The 25472-nt window shown below is 35.7% G+C and carries 21 protein-coding genes; 19 read left to right on the forward strand and 2 right to left on the reverse strand.

Annotated features, from left to right (window positions below; translation table 11 throughout):
* The 12 genes from N0K73_RS04010 to N0K73_RS04065 all read left to right on the forward strand — a co-directional run bounded on the left by N0K73_RS04010 (window position 1) and on the right by N0K73_RS04065 (window position 15564).
* Window positions 1-1287, forward strand: coding sequence for a gluconate:proton symporter (locus N0K73_RS04010; RefSeq protein WP_112250425.1), 1287 nt, complete (start codon window positions 1-3; stop codon window positions 1285-1287).
* A gap of 31 nt (window positions 1288-1318) precedes the next feature.
* Complete coding sequence (locus tag N0K73_RS04015; protein ID WP_112250423.1) at window positions 1319-2278, forward strand: sugar kinase; 960 nt, start codon at window positions 1319-1321, stop codon at window positions 2276-2278.
* Window positions 2278-2904, forward strand: a complete 627-nt coding sequence (locus N0K73_RS04020; protein WP_057973936.1) for an orotidine 5'-phosphate decarboxylase / HUMPS family protein — start codon at window positions 2278-2280, stop codon at window positions 2902-2904. The genes N0K73_RS04015 and N0K73_RS04020 overlap by 1 nt, the downstream gene beginning before the upstream one ends.
* Window positions 2901-3443, forward strand: coding sequence for a 6-phospho-3-hexuloisomerase (gene hxlB, locus N0K73_RS04025; RefSeq protein WP_112250421.1), 543 nt, complete (start codon window positions 2901-2903; stop codon window positions 3441-3443). Before N0K73_RS04020 ends, hxlB begins: the two co-directional genes overlap by 4 nt.
* Window positions 3444-3673: 230 nt before the next feature.
* Window positions 3674-7108 carry a CDP-glycerol glycerophosphotransferase family protein gene (locus N0K73_RS04030; RefSeq protein WP_112250419.1) on the forward strand — a complete coding sequence of 1145 codons (3435 nt, stop codon included), beginning with the start codon at window positions 3674-3676 and terminating at the stop codon, window positions 7106-7108.
* 179 nt (window positions 7109-7287) lie between these two features.
* Window positions 7288-8400 (forward strand): AI-2E family transporter, encoded by a 1113-nt coding sequence (locus N0K73_RS04035; RefSeq protein WP_057973662.1) that lies wholly within the window; start codon window positions 7288-7290, stop codon window positions 8398-8400.
* Between the two features lie 65 nt (window positions 8401-8465).
* Complete coding sequence (gene tagD / locus N0K73_RS04040) at window positions 8466-8858, forward strand: glycerol-3-phosphate cytidylyltransferase (protein ID WP_057973663.1); 393 nt, start codon at window positions 8466-8468, stop codon at window positions 8856-8858.
* A 56-nt stretch (window positions 8859-8914) separates the two neighbouring features.
* Window positions 8915-10141, forward strand: a complete 1227-nt coding sequence (locus tag N0K73_RS04045; protein ID WP_112250417.1) for a CDP-glycerol glycerophosphotransferase family protein — start codon at window positions 8915-8917, stop codon at window positions 10139-10141.
* A gap of 166 nt (window positions 10142-10307) precedes the next feature.
* On the forward strand, window positions 10308-11762 hold the full coding sequence (locus N0K73_RS04050) for an ATP-binding cassette domain-containing protein (RefSeq protein ID WP_112250415.1): 1455 nt from the start codon (window positions 10308-10310) through the stop codon (window positions 11760-11762).
* A gap of 24 nt (window positions 11763-11786) precedes the next feature.
* Window positions 11787-12440: a LysM peptidoglycan-binding domain-containing protein gene (locus N0K73_RS04055; RefSeq protein WP_269023396.1), complete on the forward strand. Its 654-nt coding sequence runs from the start codon at window positions 11787-11789 to the stop codon at window positions 12438-12440.
* A gap of 83 nt (window positions 12441-12523) precedes the next feature.
* Window positions 12524-13864, forward strand: a complete 1341-nt coding sequence (locus N0K73_RS04060; protein WP_112250411.1) for a hemolysin family protein — start codon at window positions 12524-12526, stop codon at window positions 13862-13864.
* Window positions 13865-13986: 122 nt separating this feature from the next.
* Complete coding sequence (locus tag N0K73_RS04065) at window positions 13987-15564, forward strand: peptide chain release factor 3 (RefSeq protein WP_057973668.1); 1578 nt, start codon at window positions 13987-13989, stop codon at window positions 15562-15564.
* Window positions 15565-15610: 46 nt separating this feature from the next.
* Here the strand turns inward: N0K73_RS04065 and N0K73_RS04070 are convergent, their stop codons facing one another.
* Both N0K73_RS04070 and N0K73_RS04075 read right to left on the reverse strand, forming a co-directional pair.
* The gene (locus N0K73_RS04070) at window positions 15611-16696 is read right to left on the reverse strand and encodes a MucBP domain-containing protein (protein ID WP_112250409.1); all 1086 of its coding nucleotides are present in this window, start codon (window positions 16694-16696) and stop codon (window positions 15611-15613) included.
* A gap of 152 nt (window positions 16697-16848) precedes the next feature.
* Window positions 16849-19080: an ATP-dependent Clp protease ATP-binding subunit gene (locus N0K73_RS04075; RefSeq protein WP_112250407.1), complete on the reverse strand. Its 2232-nt coding sequence runs from the start codon at window positions 19078-19080 to the stop codon at window positions 16849-16851.
* Window positions 19081-19284: 204 nt separating this feature from the next.
* Here N0K73_RS04075 and N0K73_RS04080 point away from each other — a divergent pair, with 204 nt between their 5' ends.
* From N0K73_RS04080 to N0K73_RS04110, 7 genes are all read left to right on the forward strand, one after another.
* Window positions 19285-19473, forward strand: coding sequence for a protein YkzS (locus tag N0K73_RS04080; protein WP_057973672.1), 189 nt, complete (start codon window positions 19285-19287; stop codon window positions 19471-19473).
* A gap of 162 nt (window positions 19474-19635) precedes the next feature.
* The gene (locus tag N0K73_RS04085) at window positions 19636-19902 is read left to right on the forward strand and encodes a phosphocarrier protein HPr (RefSeq protein ID WP_057973673.1); all 267 of its coding nucleotides are present in this window, start codon (window positions 19636-19638) and stop codon (window positions 19900-19902) included.
* Window positions 19902-21623: a phosphoenolpyruvate--protein phosphotransferase gene (ptsP, locus tag N0K73_RS04090; protein ID WP_112250405.1), complete on the forward strand. Its 1722-nt coding sequence runs from the start codon at window positions 19902-19904 to the stop codon at window positions 21621-21623. The genes N0K73_RS04085 and ptsP overlap by 1 nt, the downstream gene beginning before the upstream one ends.
* A gap of 154 nt (window positions 21624-21777) precedes the next feature.
* Window positions 21778-22959, forward strand: a complete 1182-nt coding sequence (locus tag N0K73_RS04095; RefSeq protein WP_112250404.1) for a glycosyltransferase family 4 protein — start codon at window positions 21778-21780, stop codon at window positions 22957-22959.
* 30 nt (window positions 22960-22989) lie between these two features.
* Window positions 22990-24012, forward strand: coding sequence for a glycosyltransferase family 4 protein (locus tag N0K73_RS04100; protein WP_112250403.1), 1023 nt, complete (start codon window positions 22990-22992; stop codon window positions 24010-24012).
* Window positions 24013-24015: 3 nt separating this feature from the next.
* Window positions 24016-25044 carry a lysylphosphatidylglycerol synthase transmembrane domain-containing protein gene (locus N0K73_RS04105; protein WP_057973677.1) on the forward strand — a complete coding sequence of 343 codons (1029 nt, stop codon included), beginning with the start codon at window positions 24016-24018 and terminating at the stop codon, window positions 25042-25044.
* A gap of 23 nt (window positions 25045-25067) precedes the next feature.
* Entirely contained in the window at window positions 25068-25418 is a 351-nt protein-coding gene (locus tag N0K73_RS04110; protein WP_225416489.1) for an MmcQ/YjbR family DNA-binding protein, read from the forward strand.
* Window positions 25419-25472 lie beyond the last annotated feature (54 nt).

Raw genomic sequence — 25472 nt, forward strand, 5'->3', positions numbered from 1 at the left:
ATGGAAACACTAATACCGATTCTGTTACTAGTTACTTTCGTCGGCTTCATCGTTTATATTTTAAAGGGTGGAAATATTATGATTGGTTTTTTCGTAATGGCAATTCTATGGTCTGTTATTGGCCAAATTCCGTTTGATAAAGCTGTTCAAAAAGTTTTTGCCGAGCCCGCTCTGAACTATGGACCAACTATTATCTATATTGCATTTGGGTCATGGTTTGGTAGGGTTCTGGTCGATAGTGGAATCGCACCCGCAATTTCAGAAGCAACAAAAAAAGTGGGGAAGAAACGTCCCTTGATAGCCGCAATTCTGATTGTTTTCGTTACAGCGTTTATATTTGTAAGCGCATACGGAGTTGGTTCTGTCATTGCTATTGGGGTTATTCTACTCCCAATTATGTTATCTCTTGGTATTCCAAGGGATATTGCCTTGACTGCCTTCGTAATGTCAATTGGCGCACCCATGTATATTAATGTTGTTTTATTCAATCAAATTAAAGCATTTTTTCCGAATGCCATTTACGGCGGTCAATATCTAATATTTGGATGGACCGCAATGGCAGTTCAATTGATTGCCGTTGTTATTTTCCTAGTGCTACATCGTAAGAAGTTTACCCAGGAAAATGTTGATGCCAATCTTAAAATAATTGGTGAAACACAACAAGATGATGAAAGTCGTCATATTCCTAAAATAGCTTTCATAGCCCCAATTATTCCTGTTGTGATGAATATGGTATTTGGTTGGGATGCCATCCCCGGACTAACATTAGCAACGTTGTTTGCTATTCTTGTGACCGGCAATATGAAAGGGTACAAAAGTTTCGTTCAATTTTTGAATAGTACCATTCAAAAAGCAATTGGTGATATCGCGGGTCTAATTATGTTTTTAATGGCATTAGTTATGTTCGCCGGTGCCGCCCAATTGAATGCCGTTAGATTTCAGTCTATGTTTAGTATGATACTACCTCATGATCATTTAATTTTAGCTATTGTCTTTGGTATATTAGCGCCACTTGCTTTATTTAGAGGCCCATTACATGTTTGGGGTGCTGGTGCTGCAACTGCTGCAGTTCTTTCGGGAACTGGATTGTTCAATGATGCATTTTTATTACCTTTACTTTATGTGCCAGCACTTCTTGCAGTTTCAACGGGAATTACACAATCGTGGAATGTTTGGGGACTTGATTATATGAAAGTCCAATCAAAAGATTTATTAAAACGAGGCGTCCCAATTATGTGGTTTGTTTCTATTATTAATGAAGTTTTAGTTTATTACTTTTTCGGTTAAAATAAAAAAGACGTGAAGGGAAGAAAACATAATGAGTGAAGTTATAACAATTGGAGAACCAATTATTACGTTTGCATCAAAAGATATGGATCAAAGTTTGTCGGAATCAGTTAATTATTTAAAAATATTAGGTGGTGCTGAACTAAATGTGGCCATTGGAGTTAAACGGTTGGGGCATGATGTTGAGTATGTATCCCGGGTTGGAACGGAGCCTTTTGGACAATATGCAAAGAGTATCATTTCTGGACATGGTGTCGGCATTGACTATATCAGTGAAAGTGAAAATCATTGGACTGGTCATCAACTGAAACAACTAGTGTCCACTGGAGATCCCGAGACATTTAACTATCGTAAAGGATCGGCTGCTGCACATTTAACAAGTGATCGAATTGATGCAATTAATTTGGATGACGTAAAGATTGCGCATATGTCTGGTATTTTTCCCGCCATTTCAGATATAGCCGAAAAAACATTTAGAACCTTGTTAACAAGGCTTGTGGATAAACAAAAATTTATTACATTTGATCCCAATTTACGACCAACATTGTGGAAAAGTAAGGATTATATGGTTTCAACAGTTAACGAGCTGGCAAGTTATGCAGACGTTGTTTTACCGGGAGTTGAAGAGGGTAAAATTCTGATGGGCAGTGATGATCCAGAAGCGATTGCCGACTTTTATTTAAAAGGGGAACGAACAAAGACGGTCATTGTTAAAATAGGAGCAAGCGGTGCATTTATTAAAAATAAAGATGGAAGCACAAAAATAATTAAAGGATTCAAGATTGATAAGGTTGTAGACACTGTAGGTGCAGGGGATGGATTTGCGTTGGGTGTTATTACAGCACTGTTGGAAAATAAATCAATGGAATCAGCTGTTTTACGAGGAAATGCGGTTGGTGCGCTTCAAGTTCAGACGCCAGGAGATAATGATGGGTACCCAACGCCAGGAGAGTTACAAGAATTTTATAAAAAAGAAGGGGTACAAGAATGATGAAGCTACAAGTTGCAATTGATCGCGTTACGTTAGAAGAGTTTCAGAACAGTGTTATTAAGTTGGACGGTATTGTTGATGTAATTGAGGTTGGGACTTCCCTAATTAAGGACTATGGCATGGATTCATTGAAATCAATTGTTTCACGTATCAAACAATCAGAAGTTTTATTCGATTTAAAAACGATCGATGAGGGTACTTATGAATTCGAAAAAGGCTTCACTGCGGGTGCAGATACGTTAACCGTTATGGCAAGTTCATCAATTGATACAATTGAACAAGTTTATGCATTAACGGTTAATCAAGAGAAAAAAATGTTAATAGATTTGTTGGCAGTTAACGATGAAAAAATTGAAGAATTGCGACAATTTGATAAAGCAATTTTTGGCTTGCATTATTCACATGATAATAAGAATCAAGATTTTGATGCGGTTAAAGCTGTTGAACAATTTCATAACAACTTTCCAAATATTAAAAATATTGCGGTTGCCGGTGGCATTGATATTGAACAGGCAAGCAGATTGGCGAAGCAAAGAATTGTTGAAAGAATTATTGTTGGTGGTAAAATAATGAATAACGAGACACCAGTGGAGATGGCGAAAAAATTTATGGAGGTTATTAAATGAGTTTACTTAATGAAATAATGGATGAAATAAATTCGGTTATTGGGCAGGTTAGTGATAATCAATTAAACAATGCTGAAAAGTTGATTACAAAAGATAAAAGAATTTTCATTTTAGGTGCTGGTCGTTCTGGGCTTATGGCAAAAGGTTTTGCAATGCGTTTAATGCATATTGGTTATACCGTTTTCGTAATTGGTGAAACTATCACACCATCAATCGCAAAAGGGGATGTACTAGTGTCTGTTTCCGGATCAGGAACAACTAAAAGTGTTCTTGAACCAACAGAAAGTGCCAAAAAAATTGGTGTTAAGGTGATTGGACTTACAAGTAATGGAACATCTCCGATGGCTCAAGTTTCAGATGTGGTGATTGTTGTTCCAGGCGCAACGAAAGCCGATGATAGTGTAAAATCTATTCAATTATTGAGTACACTATTCGACCAAAGTGTGCATATCACGATGGATGCCCTGGTGTTAAAGGTTAGTCGTAGAGATAACGTATCTAACGATCAGGCTAAGGCGACACATAGTAATATGGAATAAAATAAAAATGTCTTACAATTAAGCGTTAAAAGAGTAATGCAGACTATGATCATTTATAGTCTGTATTACTCTTTTATTTTAAAAAAGTTCAGATGAAAAAGAGCGTTGACTATTTGTTGAGAGCGTTACGCGAGTGGTTTCAAGGCCCATAAACTGAATTTATTGGAAAGTAAAGTATGATATAATACTCACATGTGTAAACTAGAATACAATTTAGGAGAATCCAAAGTATGAATGAAAAAAAGCTTTCAATTGTTGTCCCAATTTATAATATTAGTAATTATCTCGAAGAATGTTTATCGTCTTTTTTAGTACAAGGAATCGATAATTATGAAGTTATCATGGTGAACGATGGTTCAACGGATAACTCTGGAGAAATTGCCAAGCGTTATGAAGATAAATACGAAAATTATAAATTATTGGATCAAAAGAATGGTGGGTTAGGATATGCAAGGAACTCTGGAGCTGCAGCAGCGACCGGAGACTACCTAACGTTTGTCGACTCGGATGATATTATCCCGGATAATTCTTATGAAAAAATGTTAAATATTATTGAAAAGTCACATTCTGATTTCATTATTGGAAATGTTGTTCGATTTAATTCTAGAAAAAGTTACGGATCTGTCTTACATAAACGTATTTTTAGGGAAGACATGGTAGGAACTAACATTCATGATACCCCTGAATTAATTAATGATACGACTGCATGGAATAAAGTCTTTAATATCAACTTTTGGCGGGAGAATGATTTTAAATTTCCTGAGGGGATGTTATATGAAGATATTCCAGTCTCTATTCCTGCGCACGCGATGGCCAAAAAAGTGGATATCTTAACGGATATTACTTATAAGTGGCGTGCTCGCGATGCTGGTGATAGTTCAATCACGCAACAAAGAAGTTCTGTTGATAACTTTAGCGATCGTATGAAAGCCATTAATAGTGTTCGCCAATTTTTTGCTAAACAAAATATTTCACAATCCTTAAATGATATTTTTGATTATAAAAATTTCCAATTCGATTTTCCACTTTATATGTACCTCATGAACGATGTCGATGAGGATTACCAGGCAATCTTTTTTAGTACCATTCAAGAGTACTTTCCTAAAATTTCGAAAGAAGTTTTTTTAAAAATTGCTTTAAAAAACAGGATTCAGTACCAATTAATTGTTGAAAATAAAATTGAAGAATTTAAAGATTCTGTTCGACAACTTAAATTAAGTAAGTATAAACCACATAAATCTGAACAAGGATATAGCTATAATTATCCTTATAAAGAGGTTTTAGCGCCTAATGACCGGTATGTATCAAAAGAAGAATTTCGAGTTAACATGGATATTGAGGAAGCATATTGGGACAATGATGTGTTCAAACTTAGTTGGACGACATTCCTATGGGGAATCTCAGAGAAACATAAGAAAGATATTTCAGTTTCAGTAGCATTAGTGAATAGCGATGATACACAAGAAATTGAAATTTCCAACCCTGTTTCTATTAAATTTAATCCAATGATGACGTTACGAAAAAGTAGCTTCAGTAAAAAACATAAGATGCCCTACCTTAAAGATAACTATAATTACTCTAAGTTTGAATTAACGTTACCAATCAAGGATTTAATGCCACAAATGCATCCGAATAAATCGTATTATCTATCTGTTAAATACAATATTAATGGCGTCGAAAAAAATGCTATTTTAAATTCGCCTAAGAAGGGGTTATCGACTAAGCCTCACTATCAATTAATGGACGACTACGTTGTTACGCCAAGCTATAATATAAAATGGGAACTTGAATTTAAAAAGAGTGCCGCTCCAGTTGTTATTGAAGCAGTTAATAAAACTAATAATGGTATTGAATTTACAGGTAGGTGCGTAGCGAATAGAAAGAAACTATTTGCTGAAGATAGTTCACGAAATCGTATATTTGAAACAGATATGCTTTCTGATGATAATGGTAACTTTAAGGCTACTATCACGAAGGAACAAATTAGTGAACTAGATTTTTCTAAATTGTACATTTACTCTGATTCTGAAAACCCTGTTTCACTTGATCCTAAATTAATTAATAGAGTGTATGGCATCTCAGATAAGCAATTATCTATTTTCAATACCTTAGAGGGCGGCCTAGTATTATCGATTGATCAACCTCAGTTTATAGTTGAAAAAGTTGAAGCAATTAAAAAGAGTTTCTCTATCAATATCATGTATTTGGATACCGCAAACGCCATCGTGTCAAAAGATTCAGCAGAACTGGTATTTACTGGTGAAAAAGATAATTTTATTATTAAGGCTAATGAATTGAAGACGGATGGGTTAACTAAAATATTAACGTTCATATTTGATCCCAATACTGTTTTTAAAACTTTTGACAATTCTTTTTCAGTTACTATTAGCGTGAATAATAATGAAGAAGAACTTTACGTTTTTAGAAAAACGCTAGATGAATTACGGATTAAAGATAGTAAAAGACAATATATCATTAAATATAGTTTCAACAGTTCAACAATCTTCTTAAATATTAAACAATCATGGGGAGTGCTAGATAATAGTCCTCGAAAACAGATGATTTTAGCTAAATTAGTTTATCCATTGATGAGATTATTGCCTATTCAGAAAAAAACGGCCGTATATGAATCTTTCTGGGGTAGAGAATTCAGCGATAATCCTAAAGCAATTTTAGAGTACGTTCAAGCTAATCGTCCGGACATAAAAAATGTTGTCTTTGTAAAGAATGTGTTGAAGGACTTCAGCGATGTTAACGCAAAAGTTTATCGTAAAAATTCGTTCATGTACTTTTATACATTAGCGCGTGGAAAATATTTCTTTAACAATGTTAATTTTCCCAACCATTATGATAAACGTAAAAATGCAGTAGAAGTCCAAACAATGCATGGGACACCGCTTAAAAAACTTGGCTTTGATAATCCTGGGGAAATTAAAGATTCGGCAAGAGAAGGTTTTATTGAACGTAATTCTCGATGGGATTATTTAACAGTTCCAAGTGATTATGTAGCTGATATTGCTAAATCTGCCTACCTATTTGACAAAACATTTTTAAACGTAGGTTACCCAAGAAATGATAGTTTATTTATACCGACAACCCAGAATGAAAAGAATGATATTTTAAAAAAATATGGGTTACCGTTAGACAAAAAGATTATTTTTTATGCGCCTACTTGGCGGTCTAAAGGTAAATATGCAATGCCTATAGACCTAAACGAGCTAAAAGAACAGTTTTCAGATGAGTATGTTTTTGTCATTAAATTGCATCATTTTTCAATCCCTAGTTACTCGTTAGAAGGTCTTGAGGATTTTGCAATCGATTTATCAAATAATAGTGATATTAGAGACTTATATAAAGTTTCTGATATGATGATTACGGATTATTCATCTGTAATGTTTGATTATGCGCTTTTAAGAAAGCCCATGCTTTTCTACGCATATGATTACGATAATTACAAAGATAATCTAAGAGAACTATACTTTGATTTCGAGGAAGAGGCTCCTGGTGCATTCATTAGGAATACCGACGCCCTTATTGGGGAAATTAACGATATTGATCGTTATTTTGATAAATATAAGAATAAAATTGAAACCTTTGACGAAAAATTCATTCAATATGATAAAGGAACGGCGTCTGAACAGGTTGTTAAGAGAATTATAAAATAGGTGTTTAGTAGCTACTTCTAAAGAAAAATTAAGTATTTTTAGACATGAGGGAACTCCTTTCTTTAGGCTGTTAGTTGGCGACGGGAAAATGGGGTTCTCTTTTTGTATGGGGCCCTTAATTTAATGCTAAACAGTGATATTATTATGAGATAGTTAGATACGACTAAAGGGGAATTCATATGTTAAATCGGTTAAAAAATTCAAGATTAATGTTTTGGTCGCTCGAGTTATTAATTCTGGCTGCTTTAGTGTGGACTTGTACTAAAATAAGTTTTTTATTCAGTCCTATAGGGATATTTATTTCGACACTTTTTGTGCCAATTATCATATCTGGATTTTTATTTTACTTATTTAATCCAGTTATTAAGTTTTTAATGAAAGTTAAAATTAAGAAATTCGGTATTTCTAGGACTGGGGCGGTAGCAATCCTTTTTCTATTTTTAGCTGTCGTTCTGGTTGCACTAGTAGGTTATCTGATTCCTAGATTAATGACTCAGTTGGGTCAGTTAGTGACGAATATACCAGGTTATGCGAAGGCAGTTACTGATTCGTCTACAGATACTTTTAATCATTTAAATAATTATGCTTGGTTCAAAGAAATTGATTTTAATAGTTACCTCAAACAATTTGAAAATTCTATGGGTACTTACTTCCAATCAATTGCTACAAACTTAACAAACTCTATTGGGTCAATGATCGGCGTCGCAACTACCGTCACAATCGTTGCACTTACAGTACCTGTTATGTTGTTCTATATGTTGAAGGACGGTCATAAATTAGTACCAACTCTTAAAAAACTTGTTCCAGAAAAGCATGGTGATGAACTTGTTGAGTTATTAGGACGAATGGGCGATACGATATCTGCATATATTGGCGGACAAGCAATTGAGTGTCTTTTCGTCGGTGTGTTTACCGCGATTGGATATTCAATTATTGGGATGCCATATATTTTACTATTGGGCGTTATGGCGGGTCTTGCTAACGTCATTCCGTATATCGGACCTTATATTGGGATTTTCCCTGCATTGATTATTGCGGTGACACAGTCAACTCAAATGATTGTCTTTGTTATTATTGTTGTGTTAATTGTGCAACAAATTGATGGTAATTTTGTGTACCCAAACGTTATTGGTAAATCCTTAAATATTCACCCTTTGACAATTATTGTGTTATTGTTAGTTGCAGGGAATATAGCCGGATTGCCGGGCATGATATTAGGTATTCCATTATATGCAGTAATAAAAGTGGTCGTACAATACTTTTTTGAAATTAGACGATTACAAGAAAAATAAGACAGACACCGGTTACGATTTTATGCTAAAATGAATTATTATTAATGTTGATAAGGGAGAATAACATGAAAAAAGTAATTACTTACGGAACATTTGATTTATTACACAAGGGACATGTGCGAATTTTACAACGTGCTAAAGCAATGGGTGATCATTTAACAGTATGTATCTCAACTGATGAGTTTAACGCAATTAAAGGCAAAAAAGCTTATACGTCATATGAAGATCGTAAATTTATTTTAGAAGCAATTAAGTATGTAGATGAAGTGATTCCGGAAACTGAATGGGATCAAAAAATTGGTGATGTCGTTGATAATCATATTGATACGTTTGTCATGGGCGACGATTGGAAAGGTAAATTTGACTTTTTAAGTGATTATTGTGAAGTTGTTTATTTACCAAGAACAGATGGTATCTCAACGACTAAAATCAAGAAAGATTTAGGCATGAATCTATAAAAAAAGACGTAAAATATGAAAATATTTTGCGTCTTTTTAGCGAAAGGAATTAAAAAATGCATAAAATAAAGGTAATTGTTAAGAAAGTCATCAATAAAAATATTATTAAGCGAATTGGTCGTCAAGTTTTAATAATATTGAATGATATTATGATTAAATTTCCTATTAAAAAAAATCAAATTATATTTGAAAGTTTTAACGGACGAGATATTAATGATAATCCGATGGCTATTTATAAACAGGTTAAAGCTGACATGGGCACAGAAATAGATGGGCTTTATTTTAGCGTTAAACCAGGGGTCTACCAAACGTTAAAAGAACAATACCCAGATATCAAGCTGCTGAAACGATTTGGTGTTAAGTGGACCATCAAAATGGCGAGAGCAGATTTTTGGGTCATTAATTCGAGATTACCAATCTGGTGGTTAAAAAATAAAAAGACGACGTATATTCAAACGTGGCATGGAACACCGTTAAAACACCTTGCTCTTGATATGGATAATGTGACGATGCCAGGTACAACAACCAAAAAGTACCATGATAATTTTAAAATTGAAACGGCACGTTGGGATTATTTAATTGCGCCTAATCAATATTCAAAAATAATTTTTGAACGTGCATTTGCATTTGAAAATAAATCGTTGGATATTGGCTATCCGAGGAACGATATCTTATACACTGACAATAACGAAAAAGAGATTAAAGCTCTGAAAAAAAATTATTTAGGAAATGAAAATGCGAAAGTTATACTCTATGCGCCTACATGGCGTGATGATAGTTTCTACCGTGAAGGTGTCTATAAATTTAAATTAGCTTTTTCGTTTGAAGAATTCTTTAAACATGTGTCTGATGATACGATTTTAATTATGCGCCCACATTATTTGGTCAAGAATAGTATTGATATCAGTGGGTTTGAAGACCGTGTCAAGATTATGGCGGATGAAAACATTACCGAGTTGTACCTAATGAGCGATATGTTGATAACTGATTATTCTTCAGTTATGTTTGATTTTGCTAATTTAAATCGTCCGATGCTGTTTTATTGTTATGATTTGGATCATTATCGTGACGAACTTCGAGGATTCTATCTTGATTTTGAATCGGAAGCACCAGGACCAGTCATTCAAACAGAGGCAGATTTCTATAAACAATTGGACATCTATACCGAAAATAACCAATATCCCGGTTACGAGAAACGATTTAAAACATTTCAAGATAAGTTTATTGAGTGGGATAATGGGAAAGCATCACAAAAAGTTTCTGATATTATCTTAGGAAAGTAAGTATGTTCATCTGAAAAGGAGAACATGCTTTTTATTTTTTTTAAATATAATGACCAATAGACCGGATAAGATGTTAATTTTTGGTGATTAATGGTAAAATTATGTAAGCATAATTGTATACAGGTTGTTGTGAAACAAAATAATTGAGTGACTTAATGGTGGTAAAATGGAAGACTATAAAATTCGATTAGAGTACGTTACAAAAGGTATCAAAAGTAAGAAAAATCGAAAAGTAGATAAAGATTCGAAAGATGTTTATTGGGCTTTAAGGGGAATCTCTTTCGATATTTATCGTGGCGAATTTTTTGGTATTATTGGAATGGGTGGTTCGGGGAAATCTACCTTATCTGAAATTCTTGCCGGAAAAGCAAAACAAACGACAGGATTTTTAACAATGGCCGGACATACGACGATTGTCTCGTATGAAACCCAACTGAGACGGGATAAGACAGCTGTCCAGAATATTCAGGATGCAATTACTGATTCAAGTATTGATTATAAAAATAGTGATCAAACGTTAAGTAACGTTTTGAAGTTTGCTGATTTGGGTGTCTTAAAAGAAAGTAAGATTGAGGACTATTCGCCTGATATGCGTGCGCGAGTTGAATTGGCAATGGCCTTTTTTATTGAACCCGATATTATTATTTTGGATGGTGTTTTATCAGCACTTGATGATATTTTTTATCAGAAAACTGTTGATAAGATTAAAAGCCTACAAACTGAGGGTAAAACGTTTGTCCTTGCCAGCCAAGATTTACAACAAATGGAATTTTTAACGAATAGAATTGCATGGATCCAGAATGGTCAACTAATGGATATTGGCGAATCAGAGAATGTTGTTATGAGTTATTTGGATTTTGTTGCCTGGTATGATGGATTAACTGACGAAAAACGAACTAAATATGATAAAGAACGTGATGCTGAACGTAAATCGTTTAATGTAGAAGCGTTGTATACACAGTATAAAGAAACTCACTTTGATCCTGATATGCCCCGTTCGGTTGAATTGCGGCGTCGAGAAGCATTTTATAATGGACAAGCGTTTGATAATGCAAAATATGAATCAAAAAAGAAAAAGAAGAAAAGTCATAGTAAATTGGCTTTAGTATTGATCGGTATCCTAATTTTGGCTGTTGCGGGGACAGTTTCCGCAAAATATATCCAAACGAATAATGCTAAACAAGAGTCCATATTGGTTAATAGTCGGCAAAGATCCTCTAGTAAGGTAAAAGAATTAGCCATTGCCAAGTCGATTAGTGCGTCCGATGTATCAAAAAAAGGGGCAGATTCTTCTAAAAAAATTGCCTCAAGTAAAGCGGCCAGTAGTTCTTCGGTGAAACAAAAGAACGAGTCTATTGCTCGGGCCGAGGCAGCAAGGGTGTCTGAAGCGGCTAAGGTGTCATCAGAAGAGGCAGCTAGTTCTGAGTCTGCAAAAAAAGAAAGCTCTGAGAAGAAAGAAAGTATCAGTAAAATTGATACAAAAACAGTTGAAATTGGCGATGGCGATAGCTTATCAAGTATTGCAACTGATAATGATACAACTAGTGATAAATTAATGGATATTAATAGCTTGTCGTCAAATCTTTTACACATAGGTCAAAAAATAAAAGTGCCTAAATAAATATGAGTTAACTCGGAGGAAGTTATGAAATTAAGAACTAAAGTAATTGTTAGTATTGTTGTCGTTGTGTGTGTTGGTGGTGGGACAATCTTAGCCAGTACAAAATCTGGTCGAGATATGGTCGAATGGGTAGCTAGTCGCGGTCAGGTTGGGTCGGAATCTCAACAAAAAAAGGAATACGCCGAACAACAAAAATTAGCCGAGGCAAAATACGGAGAAGATAAGAAAAGCTCTAGTTCAGAATCTAAAAAAGAAAAACCCAAAAAGAAAAAAGCCGAATCAAAAGAAAGTAAAAAATCATCAACAAAAACATCTTCGTCATCATCTAGTTCTGATATTGATACGGATACAATAACAGTCGTTTATGGTGATTCATTGTCATCTATTGCGGCTAATCATGGTATGTCAGTGAAGTCGTTGGTATCATTGAATGATATGGAAAATACGACATTAAGACCCGGTCAAGTACTAAAAGTTGTTGCTGGAAGTGGCCGTGCGTACGCGTCGAGCTCAAGTTCTGACACAACGAGTTCAGATAATACGACAAGTTCAGATACAAACACAGAAACAGAAACATATTCTAATACAAGATCTGATAACACAACAACGAGTTCAGATTCGAACTCAACGTCAGATACATCAAGTTCAAGTAGCGACACGACAACTGATAATCAATAAGTATTTCGGGTGTTAGTTATTAATTAGTGTATACTATTCGGTAACTTAAAAATAAATGTAAATGAATTGGAGCGGATGAGTAAATGAGTTCAGATCCTGGTCACGAATTGCTGCTGCAGCTGTTATTATTAGTCATATTAACGTTAATTAATGCCTATTTTTCAGCTGCAGAGTTAGCAGTAGTTTCAGTAAATCGTAATAAAATTGAAGCAGAGGCAAAGGCCGGAGATAAAGGTGCAATAAGAATTCTCAGTATTTTGAATAATTCAACGTCATTTTTATCAACTATTCAAATCAGTATTACTTTTGCTGGTTTCTTGTCTTCAGCTTTTGCAGCAACGGCTTTGGCCAAGTATGTTGAGCCGTTGTTTGGGAATGCAGTTTGGGCACATGATGTTGCCGTGATTGTTGTGACATTAATTTTGTCTTACTTTTCACTTGTTTTAGGTGAGTTATATCCTAAACAATTGGCATTACAAATGCCGGACAAAATTGCCAGAGCAACAACTGGACCTATTCAAGTGATTGCGGTTGTATTCAAACCATTTAACTGGTTATTGTCAATCTCACTCCTTGCTCTAGAAAAAATAACACCGATTAAGTTTAATAAAAATGATACCGAAGTTATTAGCCGACAAGAAATAGTGCACATGATTCAAACAGGTGAAGAACGCGGTGCCATTGATTCAGATGAATATGAAATGATGGAAGGGGTAATTTCGTTACATACGAAGTTGGCCAGAGAAGTCATGGTTGCTAGAACCGATGCATTTATGATCGATTTACAAAATGATAACGATCGAAATATCGATGCCATTTTAAATCAACCATTTTCCCGTGTCCCTGTTTATAGTGATGACAAAGATAATGTCGTCGGAGTTGTTCATATTAAAAACCTACTCAAATCGGCTAGAGAGCATGGATTTGAGCGGATTACATTACGTCAAATTATGCAAGAACCAATGTTTATTCCAGAAACAATGGCTGTCGATGATTTATTATTTGAAATGAAGAAGACACACACGCAATTGGCTATTTTGCTGGATGAATATGGTGGAGTTGTTGGATTAGTAACAATTGAAGATTTAATTGAAGAGATTGTTGGCGATATTGATGATGAATCTGATAGTCCTGATAATACATTGAGGAAAATCAATGCTCACGAGTACATTGTACAAGGACGTATGACGCTTGATGATTTTAATGATGAATTCAATTGCGATATCCATATGAAAGATGCAGATACAATCGCTGGATTTGTTCTAACTGAGTTAGGTCGAATTCCTGATGACAATGAACAGCTACAAGTTACTCTTGATAATGGGTTAATTCTTGAAACAGAAAAGATGGATGGTTCCCGATTGGTGGAACTTAAAGTAATTATTCCAACTGCCGTTTCAACGGATGAACCAAAAGATAAATAACAAACAGTCAGATAATAAGGTTGGCAGAACTCCAAAGGCTCTGTTGACCTTATTTATTTTACGTCGAAGTTCATTATCATTTATGATAAACTATAAGTAATATGTTTTAGAGAGGACAAAAAATGAATACAGAAGAATTAGAAACTCAAGTAAAAAAACGCCGAACGTTCGCGATTATTTCTCATCCCGATGCCGGTAAAACAACGATTACTGAACAATTACTTTTATTTGGTGGGGTAGTTCGTTCTGCCGGAACCGTTAAAGGTAAAAAATCAGGTACTTTCGCAAAATCCGATTGGATGGAAATTGAAAAGAAACGTGGAATCTCTGTTACAAGTTCAGTGATGCAATTTGATTATGACGATAAACGCGTTAATATTTTGGATACACCCGGACATGAGGATTTCTCAGAAGATACGTACCGAACATTGATGGCCGTGGATTCTGCAGTCATGGTAATTGATTCTGCTAAAGGGATCGAACCCCAAACAAAGAAACTATTCCAAATCTGTAAAATGCGTGGTATTCCTATTTTTACGTTTATTAATAAAATGGATCGTGATGGCCGCGAACCGCTTGATTTGATGGCCGAATTAGAAGAAGTCTTGGGTGTAGAATCTTACCCAATGAACTGGCCAATTGGAATGGGTAAAGGATTAAAAGGATTGTATGATATTTATAATCACCGAATTGAACTTTACCAAAAAGAAGATAAAGGTATTAATTATGTCGACTTAAATGATGCCGGCGAAATTGAAGGCGACCATCCTTTAAAAGAAGATAGTATCTATCAAGAAGTGTTAGATGAAGTGGAATTATTAGGCGATGCTGGTAATACCTTTGATGAAGCTAAAATTGCAACAGGGGACTTAACACCCGTCTTCTTTGGTTCAGCTTTAACTAACTTTGGGGTTAAAACTTTCTTAGATATTTACCTAAACTATGCGCCGGCACCACAAGAACATAAAACAATAGAAGAAACATTGATTGAACCCACTAATGAGCATTTTTCCGGATTCGTTTTCAAAATCCAAGCCAATATGAATCCTAATCATCGTGATCGAATCGCGTTTATTCGGATTTGTTCGGGTGAATTTGAACGTGGAATGGATGTTAAGTTGGCACGAACTGAAAAGAAAATGCGCTTATCAAATTCAACACAATTTATGGCCGATTCACGTGAGGTTTTAGAATCAGCTGTGGCGGGTGATATTATTGGGTTATATGATACGGGTAATTTCCAAATTGGTGATACGATTAGTAACTTGAAAAAGCCAATTACGTTCGAAAAATTACCTCAATTTACGCCTGAATTGTTTATGAGTGTCAATGCCAAGAATGTGATGAAACAAAAATCATTCCATAAAGGTATTCAACAATTAGTTCAAGAAGGTGCCGTTCAGTTATACAGAAGTTATAATACTGGTGATTATATTCTGGGTGCCGTTGGTCAACTTCAATTTGAAGTATTCCAATTCCGAATGTTAAACGAATATAACTCAGAAGTTATCATGACACCAATGGGATCTAAGACGGCCCGTTGGATTGATCCTGAGCAATTGGACGAAAAAATGTCTAGTTCTCGTAACTTACTCGTTAAAGATCGACAAGACTTACCATTATTCTTATTCGAAAATGCATTCGCAGAACGATGGTTCGCCGATAAATATCCAGATGTTAAATTAACTTCAAAATTATAAAATAAAGAGGTATACCAGTAATTTGGTATACCTCTTTTGTCGTTCATTAGTTCAATGAATAAGGAATTTTAATATAAACTTCATTAATAAAACCGCCATCTTTTAACTCAAACCAAACGGTACTAGTTGGTGATTCTAATTCGTTGATGAGGGTCACTTGCGTATTATCCATCAAGCGACGTAATTTTTTGCCATTTGGTTCGGCAAAGATGGTAACAGATTTACCGGGAATGTAATCAATTAGGGCAGGGCGGTTAATCTTCTTTTTTGTAAATTGGTCACTTTCTTTTTCAGGTAGTAGAGCATATTCTGGCTGATCTACGAGGTGCACGTTCGATGTATTTTCCAACCACTGATTACCGCCCATGCCGTACCAAATAGTGCCGGAGTTAGTTTCAATTTTCTCGAATACTTGTAAAATACCGCCGGCGGGTAAGAAAGCAGCATAAAAGTTACCATCAGGTAAGTCATAACAACGGGTACGTTCCGTAATTTGAATAAAGGCATCAATTTTATCGACCGTTCGCCAATTGAGATTGCGGTAATAGTAGTAGATGGTCTGTTGCTCTTCCGTAAAAGTACCGTAACTTGTTTTTGAGGCGCGGAGTAAGTTGAACCCGGGAATGTTTACTGGATCATATGTAAATGGTTCATGTAAATGGCCGCGTAATAAAGTTGGCGAACCAATGAGATAACCACCGTCGATATCTTGATTATAAATCCAAACGGCAGCACCATGTTTCTTTTCGTAACTTAAAATAATGGCGCCATAACTTTCAACAAAGGTACTGGTAAAACCTGAAATGCCAACTAAATTATAATCATTAATTGGTTCAAATTGTATTCTTAAATCAGTACCTTTTGTCCCACTGATTATTTGGGGACGCAATAAATCATCATTATTTTGGTCTTTGTAATAAATGATCATTGTTGCATCAGACACTGATGTTGGTAAAAAAGTCTGTTCTTCAACAACTTCTTGTCTTTTTGGCTTAGTTGTTTCCCGTTTATGGGTCATTTTAGGATTAAATGTAAATTGGATATCGGTAGTGGAATCGGGTTGCTCAGTTTTTGTGAAAACTGATAACACATTCCGGAAGAAATCTCTTAAGGCGATTTTAAACAGCTCCATTCGTTAGCTAATACCATAATTATAACCTAAAAAGCGTGATTATTGGAAAAAAGTATCTAAATGATCATTTATTTGTGTAAACGGATTAGAAAATAAAAAAAGCCATAACTCCCGGGATTGATTTTCTGGGAGTTATGGTTTTAATTTGGTCTTTATTCAGCGTTAGTTGAATCTGAATCTTTAACTTCAGCAGCTGTATCCGCTGAAATTTTAATTTCGTCTTTTTCAATCTTGGCAGCTAATTTTGTTACATCAGGATTATCAAGGTAGAAGTCAGCAATTTGGTCTTCAATCTGTTCTTGAATAACACGTCTTAATGGACGGGCACCCATGGCAGGATTGTAACCTAAATCAACCAATTTCTCTTCAACAGGACTTGTTACGCGAAGTTCTAAGTTTTGATTTTTAAGTACGTCGTTGACATCATTAAGCATCAAACTCACGATTGATACTAAGTTTTCTTTACTTAATGGGTTAAATTCAACGATATCGTCAAAACGGTTCAAAAATTCAGGGCGGAAGTAATTTGATAGCTTATCAATGATGGCATGTGTTGCACCCGTTGACGTTGCGCCAAAACCAACATTGGCTTCGGCATCAGCACTTCCAGCGTTCGATGTCATAATGATAATCGTATCTTTAAAACTAACCGTGCGACCTTGAGAATCCGTTAAACGGCCATCTTCAAGAATTTGTAAGAACATATGCATCACATCAGGATGCGCCTTTTCGACTTCGTCCAACAGGATTAGGCTGTATGGATTACGACGAACTTGTTCAGTTAATTGTCCGGCTTCTTCATAACCAACGTAACCTGGAGGTGAGCCAATTAATTTAGAAACGGAATGTTTCTCCATATATTCACTCATATCGAAGCGAATCATTGAATCCTTCGTACCAAATAATTCTTTTGACAATTGTTTGGCAAGTTCAGTCTTACCAATACCAGTTGGACCTACGAATAAGAATGAACCAATTGGACGTCCAGATTTATTGAATCCGATACGGTTACGACGAATGGCACGAGCCACTTTATCAATCGCCGCATCTTGTCCAATAACGTTAGCTTGAAGAGAGACAGCTAAATTCTTCAATTGTTGTTGCTCTTTTTCTTTTAATTCGCCTACAGGAATACCCGTTTTATCTTCAACGATTTGTTCCATTTCTTTTTCGGTTACAATTGGTAATTCATCAGAATCAGTATTACTATCTTGTAATTCTTTGAATTTTGCAACTTGATCACGGTAGTAAGCTGCTTTTTCGTAATCTTCAGCACTTAATGCGGCCTGTTTTTGTGTTTCCGCATTCTTAATCTTCTCTTCAACCAGCTTAGGATCAATTGCTTTAATGGTTAGGTTCATTTTTGAACCAGATTCATCAAGTAAATCGATTGCCTTGTCCGGTAAGAAACGATCTTGAATATAGCGGTCAGATAAAGAAGCAGCCGCTTCGATTGCTTCATCGCTGTAACGAACATGATGGTAAGCTTCGTATTTCTTTTGGATCCCCTTTAAAATCACAATTGATTCTTCAACGCTAGGTTCGTCAACCTGAATAGGTTGTAAACGGCGTGCGAGGGCAGCATCTTTTTCAATTTGACGGTATTCATTTAGCGTTGTTGCGCCAACTAATTGCAATTCGCCTCGAGCAAGAGCAGGTTTCAAGACATTCCCCGCATCCATACCGCCTTCGGCATTTCCGGCACCAACAATTTCGTGAATTTCATCGATAAAGAGGATAATATTTTTATCTGCTTTTAATTCTTTCATTAATTGTTGCATACGTTCTTCAAACTGACCACGAATTCCAGTTCCTTGGACTAATGAGACAACGTCTAAACGTACAACTTGTTTGTTCAACAATTTTTGTGGAACAGCTGAGTCAACAATCTTTTGAGCTAAGCCTTCAACAACAGCCGTTTTACCGACACCAGCCTCACCAATTAAAACAGGGTTGTTCTTTGTCCGACGATTTAATATTTCAATAATTTGGTCAATCTCTTGATCACGGCCGACGACTGGGTCAATATTTCCTGCCCGTGCTTCGTCAGTTAGGTTTAGCCCGAACTGGCCAAGGATTGTATCTTTTCCGTTATTTTTACGACCGCCACCGTTTCTACCAGCTTGGGTAGGGGGCGTTTGATCTTTTCTTTGAGGGTCATTGTTTTGACCATTTGGTGCGATGGCATTAAATAATTCATCAAGATTTCCAAAGCTGAAGGGGTCTTGTTGATTGTTACGGATTTGACCATTACTTAAGCGTTCTTGTTCATCCTTAAGTAAGAGGTAACAATTTTGGCATAAATCATATTCTTGATGTTGGCCATTTAAGTTAGTTGATAAGTGGATCGTTGCTTGATTGATTCGACAATTTTGACAGATCATATGTGCACAACCTTTCATATTTAATTCGTTATTATTTCATAATATATTTAAGATCAAAGCACGTTGACCTTCTTTGACCTTCGATGATAAGTATACAAAATGTAAAAAACTTCTGCAAGTAATTTGCATTCACTTTTTACATTTTATAGCGTCTATTCTATAATGAAATAAAGATAGAAGGTTTTAGTGAAAAGGGGTCTTAAAATGAGCGAAGATTATAAAGCAAAGATTGATGCGTTAATTGCCGGAGAGATAGAGACAATCACGATTAACCCGGATGAATTTATGGCTTTTCAACTTGTTTGGCAAAAAGAGAAGTTACGTAAAGCAATCGTTGGTAATGCGCAAAGAGAAGGCCAGATTATTTATAAGTATGTCAGTTTAAAAAACTAAAAAAATGACTAAAGACTTGTATCATTTTTTAAATAATGGTACTATTTATCTCTAGAGGTTAATGCGTTTAACTTACTAATGAAAACGCGTTCTTTGCTTTTGTAAGTGGGTTATGCATTTTTCTAAAATAAAAAATATAGAACACCGAGGAGATAATTAATTATGGAAAAGAAAGACTTTCACGTAATCGCAGAAACAGGTATCCACGCACGTCCAGCTACATTATTGGTACAAGCAGCAAGTAAATTTACTTCTGACGTTGCTTTGGTTTACGGAGAAAAATCAGTAAACTTAAAATCAATCATGGGCGTTATGTCATTAGGCGTTGGTCAAAATGCTGACGTAACAATCACTGCTGATGGTGCTGACGAAGTAGACGCAATCGCAGCTATTACAGAAACAATGACGAAAGAAGGACTCGCTGAATAATGTCGAAAATGCTAAAAGGGATTGCTGCTAGTGATGGTATTGCCATTGCTAAAGCATATATGTTAGTTCAACCCGATTTATCATTCTCGCAAGTAAGCATTGAAGACCCAGAGTCAGAAATCAAACGTCTTGATACTGCCGTTGCAGCAGCAAGCGAAGATTTGAAGTTAATCAAACAAAAAGCTGCAGAAAACCTCGGCGCTGAAGAAGCCGAGGTTTTTGAAGCCCATTTGACAATTCTTTCGGATCCTGAACTTATGGGTAACATTGGCGATAAAATCAAAAATGATAAAGTTAACGCCGAAGCTGCATTGAAAGATGTTACAGATATGTTCATCTCAATGTTCGAAGGCATGACTGATAATGCTTATATGCAAGAACGTGCCGGCGATATCCGTGATGTTACAAAACGTGTAATGAGTCATTTATTAGGCGTTTCTATCCCAAATCCTGCGCTTATTGACCAAGAAGTCGTGGTCGTTGCGCATGATTTAACACCATCGGATACTGCCCAATTAAATCGTAAATTCGTTAAAGGGTTTATTACTGATGTTGGTGGACGTACTTCTCATTCTGCTATTATGTCTCGTACACTTGAAATTCCTGCTGTTGTAGGCGCTGGAGATCCAACGACTGCAATTACAGAAGGCGATATGGTTATTGTTGATGGTATCAATGGTGACGGAATTATCAATCCTACTGCTGAAGAAATTTCAACTTACGAAGCAAAAGCAAAGGCTTTTTCTGATCAAAAAGCTGAATGGGAAGAATTAAAAGACGCTAAAACAGTTACAGCTGATGGTGTTCATTTTGATTTAGCTGCTAATATTGGTACGCCTAAAGATGTTGCTGGTGCACTAGATAATGGTGCCGAAGCAGTCGGTTTATTCCGTTCAGAATTCTTATACATGGATGCCAGTGAATTACCTTCAGAAGATGATCAATTTGAAGCTTACAAAGCTGCAGTTGAAGGTATGAACGGTAAACAAGTTGTCGTAAGAACAATGGATATTGGTGGCGATAAGGAATTACCTTATCTACCATTACCAGAGGAAATGAATCCTTTCTTAGGTTATCGTGCAATCCGAATTAGTTTGGATCGTCAAGATATCTTCAGAACACAACTTCGCGCATTACTTAGAGCTTCTCATTACGGACAATTAGCAATCATGTTCCCTATGATTGCAACCGTTGATGAGTTCAAAGCAGCTAAGGCTATCTACGTTGAAGAACGTACTAAATTAATCGATGCTGGTGTGCCAGTAGCAGAAAAACTTGAAGTCGGTATGATGATGGAAATTCCTGCTGCTGTTATGAATGGTGATCATTTAGCTAAATATGCTGATTTCTTCAGTATTGGCACAAATGATTTAATTCAGTACTCAATGGCCGCTGATCGAGGTAACGAACAAGTTTCATACCTTTACCAACCTTATAACCCATCAATTTTACGTTTGATCAAAATGGTAATTGATACGGCTCATAAAGAAGGTAAGTGGGCAGGTATGTGTGGTGAAATGGCCGGAGATCAAATTGCCGTGCCAATCCTAGCTGGCATGGGACTTGATGAATTCTCAATGAGCGCTTCATCAATTCTTAAAACACGTAGTCTAATGAAAAAATTAGATACAACGAAAATGAAAGAATTAGCTGATAAGGCTGTCACTGATTGTGAAACTAATGAAGAAGTTATCGCATTAGTTGAATCTTACATGAAGTAATTCAAATATTAAAAAAACTGATAATTTCGATTATCAGTTTTTTTGTGTTTATTTTAATTGGGAATGAATGAGAATAATGTACTTTTATTGCATAACGAATCAGAAACCAATATAATTAAGGATATTATACTAGAACAGACAAGGGGACCTTATCGTGAATATTGGGATTTTTACAGATACATATTTTCCACAAGTGAGCGGTGTGGCGACTTCAATAAAGACACTAAGAAATGAGCTCGAAAAAGAAGGCCATACGGTCTATATTTTTACAACAACTGATCCGCACGTTGATAAGACGGTTTATGAACGTAATATCTTTAGGTTTTCTAGCATCCCATTTGTCTCCTTTACGGATCGACGAATCGCTGTTAGAGGCTTATTTCAAGCATATCAAGTGGCTAAGGAATTAAACCTAGATGTTATTCATACGCAGACCGAATTTTCTATGGGCTGGATTGGTAAATTTGTTGCGAGAAATTTAAAAGTGCCTTGTTTACACACATATCACACGATGTATGAAGATTATTTGCATTATATTGCTAACGGTAAACTACTAAAACCTTATCATGTTAAACAAATGACAAAAACATTTGCTTATCATATGAGTGGAATTGTGGCGCCAAGTGATCGTGTTCAAAACTTACTACAAAAATATGGTGTAAAATCAGAAATGCGTATTATTCCAACTGGCGTAGATATCTCTCAATTTGAGCAATTAGAAACTGAGGATTATCGGGCTAAGTTAGGTATTGCTGAAGATCGCCCAGTTATGCTTGCTTTGAGTCGATTAGCTTTTGAAAAGAATACAAAAGAAATAATTGATGTTATGCCTGCAATTGTTGAAAAAACGCCAGATATTTTATTCTTAATTGTTGGGGATGGCCCAGCTCGTGAGACGCTTGAAGAACAAGTCGTTAGTATGAATTTAGAATCTAATGTGCGCTTTACTGGCGAAGTCGATAATGACGAGGTCTTCCATTACTATCAATTGGCCGACTTATTTATCTCCGCTTCAGTTACGGAATCACAAGGATTAACGTTTATTGAAGCCTTAGCGGCTGGCACACCAGTACTTGCTAAGACGGGTGATTATACTGACGAATTAATAGATAAACCAGAAATCGGGAAGACATTTGCTTCTGAAGATGAGATGGTTACAGATGTTATCGACTATCTCAATAAGCGTGATCAAGTAATTGACCCTGAGCCACGTTTAAATAAATTAAAAGAAATTTCCGCAGCAACATTTGGCTCTAAAGTCGCCGCATTCTATCAAGACGCTCAAATTCAATATGTAGAATTAGAAGAGGAAGATGACGAAATTAGTCATTTATAAACGTACCTATTTTTTAAAGGAGTTTCAGCCATGCTATTAATTAACATGTTTTCTGCAGCCGACTCGGTTAAAGGACAAGGAGTCGGTAGTGCCTATACCGAAATGATGAGGTTACTCAAAGAACGTTTTCCGACTGAATTTAAAATCAGTGTGAATAAGTATAGCCGTTCCGATATTAGTCACTACCATACGATTAATTTTCCGTATTATCTTTCGACTTTTATGCCTGGTCGTGGTAAAAAAATTGGTTACGTCCATTTTTTACCGGAAACATTAGAAGGCAGCGTTAAGATCCCGCAACCTTTTAAAGCCATTTTTTATTGGTACGTGATTGCTTTTTATAAGCGCATGGATCATATCGTTGTCGTTAATCCAAGTTTTATACCAAAACTTGAAGCGGCTAAGATTCCCAAAGAACATGTGACGTATATTCCTAATTTCGTGTCAAAAAAAGTTTTTTATGAAAAAACGGCAGAAGAGAAACAAACTTTTAGGGACGAATTAAATATTCCAGCTGATAAGTTTATTGTCTTTGGTGATGGACAAGTTCAAGAAAGAAAAGGTGTGCCTGACTTTATTACTCTGGCCAAACAGAATCCTGATATTCAGTTTATCTGGGCGGGTGGTTTCTCATTTGGGAAGTTAACCGATGGTTACGCGGAACTAAAGAAGGTGGTCGATAATCCACCAAGTAATTTAATTTTTACTGGCATTATTGATCGTGAGGCATTGGTGAATTATTACAATATTGCGAATCTTTTCTTATTACCATCCTTTAATGAACTGTTTCCAATGTCAGTGTTAGAGGCATTTAGCTGTGGTACGCCCGTACTATTGCGTGACCTTGACCTTTATAAAGCGGTTATTGACGGTTATTATGATGCCGCAACGGATGTTGATGATATGCAAATTAAATTGAGAAAATTAAAAGAAGATCCTAATGCTTTAACGGTATTACACGATAAAGCAGATCAGGCGTCAGCTTATTATTCTGAGGACAGGCTGGCCGAGATTTGGCATCAATTTTATTTGGACCAGAGCAAAGAGGATTAAAAAATGACTCGAAAAAATGTAGGACTATTGATATTGATGGTCATAATTGGAATGGGTATATTTGCTTATTCGTTAAGAAATGTGTCGCTGGAGTCACTCATTAAGGACTTAGTTAACATAAATGTTTGGTGGCTACTCGTTGCGGTATTTTGCGTTTGTATGTATTTTGTATTTGAAGCATTTATCGTCAAACGGTTTCTTAGGGGACAACATAAAAAATTTACATTCAAGAATGCTATCCGTATCCCGTTAATCGAACAATTATTTAATGGAATTACACCTTTTTCAACAGGTGGTCAGCCCGCACAATTATTTGCAATGGCTCAATCCGGTATCGATGCAGGACGCGCTAGTTCAATTTTATTAATGAAATTCGTTGTTTACCAAGCTATGATCGTAATTAATTTCATTGTTTGTTTATTGATTGGGTTTCAATACATACAAGATAAAGTGAACTACTTGATGGTTTTTGTGATTTTTGGATTTGTAATCCATTTAGCCGTAATTATTGGTTTGTTAATGATTATGTACTGGTACGCTTTTACTAAAAAATTAGTGGCCGCTTGTATGTTGGTTGTTAAGTTATTCGTTAAAGGTGATAAATTTGAGCGTTTAAATACGAGCATCTATTCAAAGATAGAGAACTTCCACAAAGAGAGTTTACGGATGAAAAACGAAAAGAAAATATTATTTGATGTTTTCGTGCTAACATTTTTCCAATTAGCCTTTTACTATTTGGTACCATATTTCATCATGTTGTCACTCGGCTATACGTCAGTGGACATTGTTATGATTACGGCGCTTCACGTGCTGATTGTGATGGTTATTTCACTCTTCCCAATTCCTGGTGGAACCGGTGGAGCGGAATACAGCTTTGCAATTGTCTTTTCTAGTTTCATGACGAGTCATAGTAAATTAATATTAGCCATGCTGTTGTGGCGTGTGCTGACTTACTATCTTGGCTTGTTCGCTGGGATGTTCGCGTTAGTCATGAAACCGGACAAAGTAGAAGAAGTGGGACTAGATGATTAAATAGGTAAAAAGTGGGGGTCAATATGGATTTGAAACGTCAAGAATTAATTCAATTCATTTTAGATCGAACAAACACAACTGAGTCTTATCCATTCAATAATCCGAGTCGGAAACAAACTATCTTGTGGACGATTATGAAACAAGTTAGTAGCGGTAAGATGATGGCAATGATTTTTGAAAGGGATGACAAGTTATTGTTAAACCTAAAATTAAAGCCAGAACACGTTGATCAAATGAAACATGTTGATGGTGTTACATCTGGGTTTCATATGAATAAAAAATATTGGTTAACAATCGATATTCAGAATACGGATGTTACTCAAATTGAATTAGAAAATATGATTATTGAGAGCGATTCGTTAACAAAACGGTAAATTAATAAGGCACTAAACCATCTAGATTCTCTAAATGGTTTAGTGCCTTATTTT

The sequence above is a fragment of the Dellaglioa algida genome (assembly GCF_030127605.1).
GTDB classification, from domain to species: domain Bacteria; phylum Bacillota; class Bacilli; order Lactobacillales; family Lactobacillaceae; genus Dellaglioa; species Dellaglioa algida.

Bases quoted from the DNA above. Each gene is read 5' to 3' on its own strand.
- N0K73_RS04010 (WP_112250425.1), top strand. From the start codon at position 1: ATGGAAACACTAATACCGATTCTGTTACTAGTTACTTTCGTCGGCTTC.
- N0K73_RS04015 (WP_112250423.1), top strand. From the start codon at position 1,319: ATGAGTGAAGTTATAACAATTGGAGAACCAATTATTACGTTTGCATCA.
- N0K73_RS04020 (WP_057973936.1), top strand. From the start codon at position 2,278: ATGAAGCTACAAGTTGCAATTGATCGCGTTACGTTAGAAGAGTTTCAG.
- hxlB (WP_112250421.1), top strand. From the start codon at position 2,901: ATGAGTTTACTTAATGAAATAATGGATGAAATAAATTCGGTTATTGGG.
- N0K73_RS04030 (WP_112250419.1), top strand. From the start codon at position 3,674: ATGAATGAAAAAAAGCTTTCAATTGTTGTCCCAATTTATAATATTAGT.
- N0K73_RS04035 (WP_057973662.1), top strand. From the start codon at position 7,288: ATGTTAAATCGGTTAAAAAATTCAAGATTAATGTTTTGGTCGCTCGAG.
- tagD (WP_057973663.1), top strand. From the start codon at position 8,466: ATGAAAAAAGTAATTACTTACGGAACATTTGATTTATTACACAAGGGA.
- N0K73_RS04045 (WP_112250417.1), top strand. From the start codon at position 8,915: ATGCATAAAATAAAGGTAATTGTTAAGAAAGTCATCAATAAAAATATT.
- N0K73_RS04050 (WP_112250415.1), top strand. From the start codon at position 10,308: ATGGAAGACTATAAAATTCGATTAGAGTACGTTACAAAAGGTATCAAA.
- N0K73_RS04055 (WP_269023396.1), top strand. From the start codon at position 11,787: ATGAAATTAAGAACTAAAGTAATTGTTAGTATTGTTGTCGTTGTGTGT.
- N0K73_RS04060 (WP_112250411.1), top strand. From the start codon at position 12,524: ATGAGTTCAGATCCTGGTCACGAATTGCTGCTGCAGCTGTTATTATTA.
- N0K73_RS04065 (WP_057973668.1), top strand. From the start codon at position 13,987: ATGAATACAGAAGAATTAGAAACTCAAGTAAAAAAACGCCGAACGTTC.
- N0K73_RS04070 (WP_112250409.1), bottom strand. From the start codon at position 16,696: ATGGAGCTGTTTAAAATCGCCTTAAGAGATTTCTTCCGGAATGTGTTA.
- N0K73_RS04075 (WP_112250407.1), bottom strand. From the start codon at position 19,080: ATGATCTGTCAAAATTGTCGAATCAATCAAGCAACGATCCACTTATCA.
- N0K73_RS04080 (WP_057973672.1), top strand. From the start codon at position 19,285: ATGAGCGAAGATTATAAAGCAAAGATTGATGCGTTAATTGCCGGAGAG.
- N0K73_RS04085 (WP_057973673.1), top strand. From the start codon at position 19,636: ATGGAAAAGAAAGACTTTCACGTAATCGCAGAAACAGGTATCCACGCA.
- ptsP (WP_112250405.1), top strand. From the start codon at position 19,902: ATGTCGAAAATGCTAAAAGGGATTGCTGCTAGTGATGGTATTGCCATT.
- N0K73_RS04100 (WP_112250403.1), top strand. From the start codon at position 22,990: ATGCTATTAATTAACATGTTTTCTGCAGCCGACTCGGTTAAAGGACAA.
- N0K73_RS04105 (WP_057973677.1), top strand. From the start codon at position 24,016: ATGACTCGAAAAAATGTAGGACTATTGATATTGATGGTCATAATTGGA.
- N0K73_RS04110 (WP_225416489.1), top strand. From the start codon at position 25,068: ATGGATTTGAAACGTCAAGAATTAATTCAATTCATTTTAGATCGAACA.